The 6,374-nt window shown below is 65.9% G+C and carries 6 protein-coding genes; 5 read left to right on the plus strand and 1 reads right to left on the minus strand.

Annotated elements, in window-relative coordinates; genetic code table 11:
- Positions 1-28: 28 nt before the first annotated feature.
- From ABIA71_RS17735 to ABIA71_RS17755, 5 genes are all read left to right on the plus strand, one after another.
- Positions 29-988 (plus strand): ribose-phosphate diphosphokinase, encoded by a 960-nt coding sequence (locus tag ABIA71_RS17735; protein ID WP_038692467.1) that lies wholly within the window; start codon positions 29-31, stop codon positions 986-988.
- A 108-nt stretch (positions 989-1,096) separates the two neighbouring features.
- On the plus strand, positions 1,097-1,711 hold the full coding sequence (locus tag ABIA71_RS17740; protein ID WP_354286944.1) for a 50S ribosomal protein L25/general stress protein Ctc: 615 nt from the start codon (positions 1,097-1,099) through the stop codon (positions 1,709-1,711).
- Positions 1,712-1,792: 81 nt separating this feature from the next.
- Positions 1,793-2,371, plus strand: coding sequence for an aminoacyl-tRNA hydrolase (gene pth, locus ABIA71_RS17745; protein WP_128095658.1), 579 nt, complete (start codon positions 1,793-1,795; stop codon positions 2,369-2,371).
- Between the two features lie 94 nt (positions 2,372-2,465).
- Positions 2,466-3,557 carry a redox-regulated ATPase YchF gene (gene ychF, locus ABIA71_RS17750; RefSeq protein WP_128095657.1) on the plus strand — a complete coding sequence of 364 codons (1,092 nt, stop codon included), beginning with the start codon at positions 2,466-2,468 and terminating at the stop codon, positions 3,555-3,557.
- A 347-nt stretch (positions 3,558-3,904) separates the two neighbouring features.
- On the plus strand, positions 3,905-4,870 hold the full coding sequence (locus ABIA71_RS17755; protein ID WP_354286946.1) for a hypothetical protein: 966 nt from the start codon (positions 3,905-3,907) through the stop codon (positions 4,868-4,870).
- 147 nt (positions 4,871-5,017) lie between these two features.
- Here the strand turns inward: ABIA71_RS17755 and ABIA71_RS17760 are convergent, their stop codons facing one another.
- Positions 5,018-6,055, minus strand: coding sequence for an NAD(P)/FAD-dependent oxidoreductase (locus tag ABIA71_RS17760; protein WP_354286948.1), 1,038 nt, complete (start codon positions 6,053-6,055; stop codon positions 5,018-5,020).
- Between the last annotated feature and the right edge of the window lie 319 nt (positions 6,056-6,374).

Consider the following 6,374-nt stretch of genomic DNA (forward strand, 5'->3'; position numbering starts at 1 on the left):
CCAATCGCTCCCGCCCGAGACCGTCATGATGCAAGATCACCCCAACCTGCTGGTATTTTCCGGCAACGCCAACAAGCGCCTTGCGCAGAGCATCTGCAAGGAACTGGGGGTGCGACCGGGCAAGGCGTTGGTGTCGCGCTTCTCCGACGGTGAAGTCCAGGTCGAGATCGAGGAAAACGTCCGCAAGCAGGACGTGTTCGTGATCCAGCCGACCTGCGCGCCGAGTGCTGAGAACCTGATGGAGCTGCTGGTGCTGATCGATGCGCTCAAGCGCGCCTCGGTCAACAGCGTGACCGCGGTGGTGCCGTATTTCGGCTACTCGCGCCAGGATCGCCGCATGCGCTCCTCGCGCGTGCCGATCACCGCCAAGGTGGCCGCCAAGATGTTCAGCGCCGTGGGCGCCGACCGGGTGCTGACGGTGGACCTGCATGCCGACCAGATCCAGGGCTTCTTCGACATGCCGGTCGACAATGTGTATGCCTCGCCGCTGCTGCTCGCCGATATCTGGCGCGCCTACGGCACCGAAAACCTGATCGTGGTGTCCCCGGACGTGGGCGGCGTGGTGCGCGCACGTGCGGTGGCCAAGCGGCTGGACGATGCGGACCTGGCGATCATCGACAAGCGCCGTCCGCGCGCCAACGTCTCCACCGTGATGAACATCATCGGTGACGTCGAAGGCAAGACCTGCGTGATGGTCGATGACATCGTCGATACCGCCGGTACCCTGTGTGCGGCTGCCGCGGCGCTGAAGGCGCGCGGTGCCCTCAAGGTGGCCGCGTACTGCACCCACGCCGTGCTCTCGGGCCCGGCGGTGGACAACATCAACAACTCCCAGCTCGATGAGCTGGTGGTGACCGACACCATCCCGCTGCGTGAAGAGGCGCGGGTGTGCAGCAAGATCCGCCAGCTCAGCGTGGCGGAGATGCTGGCCGAAACGATGCGTCGCATCGCCTTCGGCGAGTCGGTCAGCTCGCTGTACGTGGACTGATTTTTTTTCCGCCCGCCGGCAACGGTGGGCGGGCCCCGGGTACGTCTGGTCGCGGACGTGCCTTCATCGCCAAGCCATCCGGCAAGGCACCAACTGGTAGTCAATACAATGTCCAAGACCCATGAAATCAAGGTCACCGCTCGTGACGTGCAGGGCAAGGGTGCGAGCCGCCGCCTGCGTCACGCCGGCGTGATCCCGGCCGTCGTGTACGGCGGCGACGCCGCTCCGATCAACATCAACCTGGACCACAACGCCACCTGGCTTGCCCAGCAGAACGAGTGGTTCTACTCGTCGATCCTGGACCTGAACCTGGATGGCAAGATCACCAAGGTCCTGCTGCGTGACATGCAGCGCCACCCGTTCAAGCAGCTGATCATCCACCTGGATTTCCTGCGCGTGAACGAGAACGAATCGCTGACCGCCAACGTCCCGCTGCACTTCATCAACGAAGACACCTCGCCGGCTGGCAAGGCTGCCGACGTCGTGGTCACCCACGAACTGAAGGAAGTGACCGTGTCCTGCCTGCCGAAGGACCTGCCGGAGTCGATCGACGTCGACCTGGGCGAGCTGAAGGCTGGCGACGTGATCTACCTGTCGGACATCAAGCTGCCGAAGGGCGTCGAGATCCCGGCCCTGGCCCAGGGCAAGGACCATGACGACGCGATCGTCACCGCCAAGCTCGGCAAGGAAGACGCTGCCGACGAAGCGCCGGCTGCAGAGTAAGTGATTGCGGCGCCTGTCCTTCGGGGCAGGCGCCGTTTCTGTATGTGCCGGCACAGGGCCGGTACCGACGAAAGAAGAGTGATGACAGGATTGCGATTGATCGTTGGTCTGGGCAATCCCGGACCCGAGCACGCCCAGACCCGGCACAATGCCGGGTTTCGTTTCATTGACGCCCTGGTTGAACAGGCCGGCGCGCGCTGGAGCGTGGACAGCAAGCTGTTCGGCGAGACCGCCAAGGTCGACATCGCCGGGCAATCGGTGTGGCTGCTCAAGCCCGCCACCTTCATGAATCTCAGTGGCAAATCGGTCACCGCCGCGCAGCGATTCTGGAAGATCGAACCGGAACAGACGCTGCTGGCGCACGACGAACTGGACCTGCCGCCCGGCGTGGCCCGGCTCAAGTTCGACGGTGGCCATGGCGGCCAGAACGGCCTGCGCGACACCATCCGCCTGCTCGGCCATGGGAAATTCCACCGCCTGCGCATCGGCATCGGTCATCCCGGTCACAAGGACCGCGTGGTGCCGTGGGTGCTGGGGCGCGCGAGCAAGGACGACGATGTGCTGATCGGACACGCTGTCAACGATGCGATCGACGTCCTGCCGCTGGCAGTGAAGGGCGATTTCAGCGAAGCGATGAAGCGGCTGCACACCCCCAAGTAGGTACCGACCGTTGGTCGGTACGGAGAATGATTGGTAAAACGGCGAACACACCGCGCCTTTTTCCCAATCACGTTCACCCCAGAGGTTGTCAAAGATGGGTATCAAATGCGGCATCGTCGGCCTGCCCAACGTGGGCAAGTCGACCCTGTTCAATGCGCTGACCAAGGCGGGCATCGCCGCGGCCAACTTCCCGTTCTGCACGATCGAACCGAACGTCGGCATCGTGCCGGTTCCGGATCCGCGCCTGAACGAGCTGGCCGCGATCATCAACCCGCAGAAGGTCATCCCGACCGCGGTGGAGTTTGTCGACATCGCCGGCCTGGTAGCCGGTGCCGCCAGCGGTGAAGGCCTGGGCAACAAGTTCCTGGCCCACATCCGCGAAGTGGATGCGATCACCCACGTGGTGCGCTGCTTCGAAAACGCCGACGTCATCCACGTCAACAACAAGGTCGACCCGCTGTCGGACATCGACACCATCGACACCGAGCTGGCCCTGGCCGACCTGGACAGCGTCGAGAAGGCGCTGAACCGTGCCGAGCGCGCCGCCAAGGGCGGCGACAAGGACGCGGCGGCACGCAAGCCGGTGCTGGCCAAGCTGCAGGCCGCGCTGGCCGACGGCAAGGCCGGCCGTTCGGCGGGCCTGGACGAGGAAGAGAAGGCGCTGGTCCGCGACCTGTTCCTGCTCACCCTCAAGCCGGTGATGTACATCGCCAACGTGCTGGAAGACGGCTTCGAGAACAACCCGCACCTGGACGCCGTGCGCGCCCGCGCCGCCACCGAAGGCGCGCAGGTGGTGCCGGTGTCGGCCGCGATCGAAGAAGAGCTGTCGCAGCTGGACGACGAGGACCGTGACACCTTCCTGGCCGATCTGGGCCTGTCCGAGCCGGGCTTGAACCGCGTGATCTACGCCGCCTACCAGCTGCTGGGCCTGCAGACCTACTTCACCGCCGGTGTGAAGGAAGTTCGCGCCTGGACCGTGCGCAAGGGCGCCACCGCCCCGCAGGCCGCCGCGGTGATCCACACCGACTTCGAGAAGGGCTTCATCCGCGCTGAAACCATCGCCTATGACGACTTCATCAAGTACAAGGGCGAAGCCGGCGCCAAGGAAGCCGGTCGCCTGCGTCTGGAAGGCAAGGAATACCGCGTCCAGGAAGGCGACATCCTGCACTTCCGCTTCAACGTCTGATTCCATCGCACGTTGATGCCGCGCAAACGCCCCGCCCCGAGCGGGGCGTTTGCGTTTGAGGCAGGTGATGCTGGGCTGGGCAAAAATTCACCAGCGCTCTGCGTTTCCTCCGGAACAACCGCGTTGGTGTGCCGGGTAGCGGTCCAGCGTGGACGCAGCGCGTGTCTATCCCGTCATTCATTCCTGTCTGGGTTCCACTGGCAGCTGTACCAGGCCCAGCGCCCCTTTGCAGTGATGCGCCCGCGTTTTGAGCACTGCGGCAATCACCGTATGAGATGCACTGCCGCATCAGGGTGGAGCGCCAGTGTAGTGTCGGCACCTCTCGACACCAGTCAGGATATATACGCATGAGCACGGACGCACACTCGCCGCGGGCCCCCGCACGCCCTCTCACCTGGCGGGAGGCTTCCCGGCTGTCGCGGCTGCATTGGCCGGCCTACATTGCCATAGGCGGACTGGCGTCGATGACGGTCAACCTGATGATGGGCGCCGGCACGTTCTACAGCCTGGGGGCCTACCGGATGCCGAAGCTCAGTCTGTTCGGTCTGTTCCTGGGGTTGTTCATCATCATCGTGCCGATCTGGGTGGTGTCGACCAGCAGGCGCCAATGTCGGTTGCCCGTCCCTGCGCCTGGGCGGCAATGGGCGGCCGCCGTGGCGCTGATGGTGCTTGCCTTTCTGGTCACGCCCACCATCGGCATTCAGCACTGGCAGTTCAGCCAGCCCCAGGAGTACAGCACGATATGGGCCAAGCGCTCCCTGGCGGAAACCATGAAGCGACCACGCGTCGCATATGACGAGCTGAACCGGAGCACCTCGTACAGCGATGCGGAGTCTGTTCCGAAGCATCACTTATGCCCAGGTTTATCCGTGCGGATCGTGCCCTTCTTCGGGTTTGAGCGCGACTACCGCATCGGCAGCGATGTGTTTGGTGGTCAATACGGCCCCTTCCCCACGTTGCCGTCGCGTGAGCGCATCGATGCAGTCGTGGCGCGATGCCGGATCGAGGCCCAGGTCATGCTGGCGGCTGGTCTGACCGCGGAGGCCGCCCTCAAGGCGGGAGACGTAGATGCCTTCTTTGCACGCGCGTTGCTTGCCAGGCCGGCGAACAAGGCAATCCTGCTTGAAGATCGGGACATCCCACCTGCACTGCTGGCGAAGGTCGAGTCGTTCCTCGCCGAACATCCTACGGAACCAGACTATCAGGACCGTGCCCGTGACGCGGGTGACGTGCGGCGACTACGTCCCGCGGTGATCGCTGCGGCACTTGGACGGAGCAGGGAGGAGGGGATGCTCAAGTCTGGCTCGCGCTGAGCGCAAGGACGACGGCTGGATGAACAGGTACCAGTGGCGAAAAGGCGCGTGTTACATGGCGCGCGACCTACCTGCGTCACCTGCGACCTTCGAGGCACTGGGCGATGGCATGGCACGGGGCCGCAGGCCGTCTACCTGCATGACCGCTCATGCGGCGAACAATGCCTCCGCCGCCAGCCGGCCCAGCCACGGCGCGAGCATCACGCCCGGATGGGCGATGGCGGCGTAAAGGCCTTCAACGCCGGGCAGGAACCCCTGCACCGGCATGCCGGTGCGGGTCAACGGCCGTTGCACGGCCCTCGCCGAGCGCAGCACCAGCCCGGCAGGGGCAGTGAGCAGGGCCTGCGTATCGGCCATGCACTGACGGGCCAGGCGATCCAGCCCGGCATCGCCCTCGACGGGCATGTCGGCCGCAACCAGCATTCCACCGCCGAGACGCGGCCGGACTTCGTGGTCGGCAGCACACAGCAGGTGATGGAGACGCCCGGGCAATGCGTCGAACGCCAACAGCACCGCAGGCGCCTCATGCACGGGCAGGTGGATATCCAGGCGTGCCGCCAGGCGCACGGCGCTGGCCGCATTGGCAAGCACCACGGCGTCCACCGAATGCGACGCGTCCGCGGTCACCACCGCGGTAACCCGGCCGTTGCGTGTCTCAATGGTCGACACCTCCTGATCGAAGGCAAGACGTGCGCCCGATGCCTGTGCACTGGACAGCAGCTGCGCGGTCAGCAGCGCAGGTTCGAGGGCGAAATCGCCGGGCACCCACGCGGCCAGTGCCGGCGCCTTCAGATGCGGCTCCAAGGTCCTGATGCCTGCGCGATCGAGCAGTGCGATCGTGATGCCCGCCGCCCGTTGTTGGGCCACGAACGCCTCGGTGTCCGCGTCCGTGCCGGACCACACCAGTGCGCCGCGCGCCGCGATCGGCAAGGGGCCCAGCGCGCTTGCCAGCCGGGCGAATTCCGGCACGGCGTCGCGGATCATGGCAAAGCGCGACGGTGCGTCGCCCGGCAGCATGCTGCCCGTGCCGACCCAGCCATACGAGCTGCCGGTCGCGCCGCTCGACGCGTCGGCGCTGCGCTCCAGCACCGTGACGGCTGCGCCCGCGCGCGCCAGGTGCCACGCCACGGAGGCGCCTGTAATGCCGGCGCCGACAACGGCAATGCGGGGAATGCCTCTGCGCACGCGGTGCTCTCCATCGATAAGGGGTAGCGCAGCATAGTCGGGATGGGGAGCCACGCTGCGACAGGGTGTCCGCTGACAAGCACGTGCTGGTGATTAATTGATCACGCCCGGAAACCCTTGCCGCGTGCGCTTCCAGCCCACTTGTCCACAACAAACACCCACCGCTTTCCACGCCCCGTGTGGAAAACCTCCGCCCCGGTAGTGGGGGGCGCGGGCCGGCCCCCCCCCCCCCCCCCCCCCCCCCCCCCCAGCCCCGCCACCCCCCCCCCCCCCAAAACCAACCCCCGAGCCCGCCCCCCCCGGGGGGACCCCCACCACC

Source organism: Stenotrophomonas sp. 2619 (genome assembly GCF_040548725.1).
GTDB lineage: Bacteria > Pseudomonadota > Gammaproteobacteria > Xanthomonadales > Xanthomonadaceae > Stenotrophomonas > Stenotrophomonas maltophilia_AP.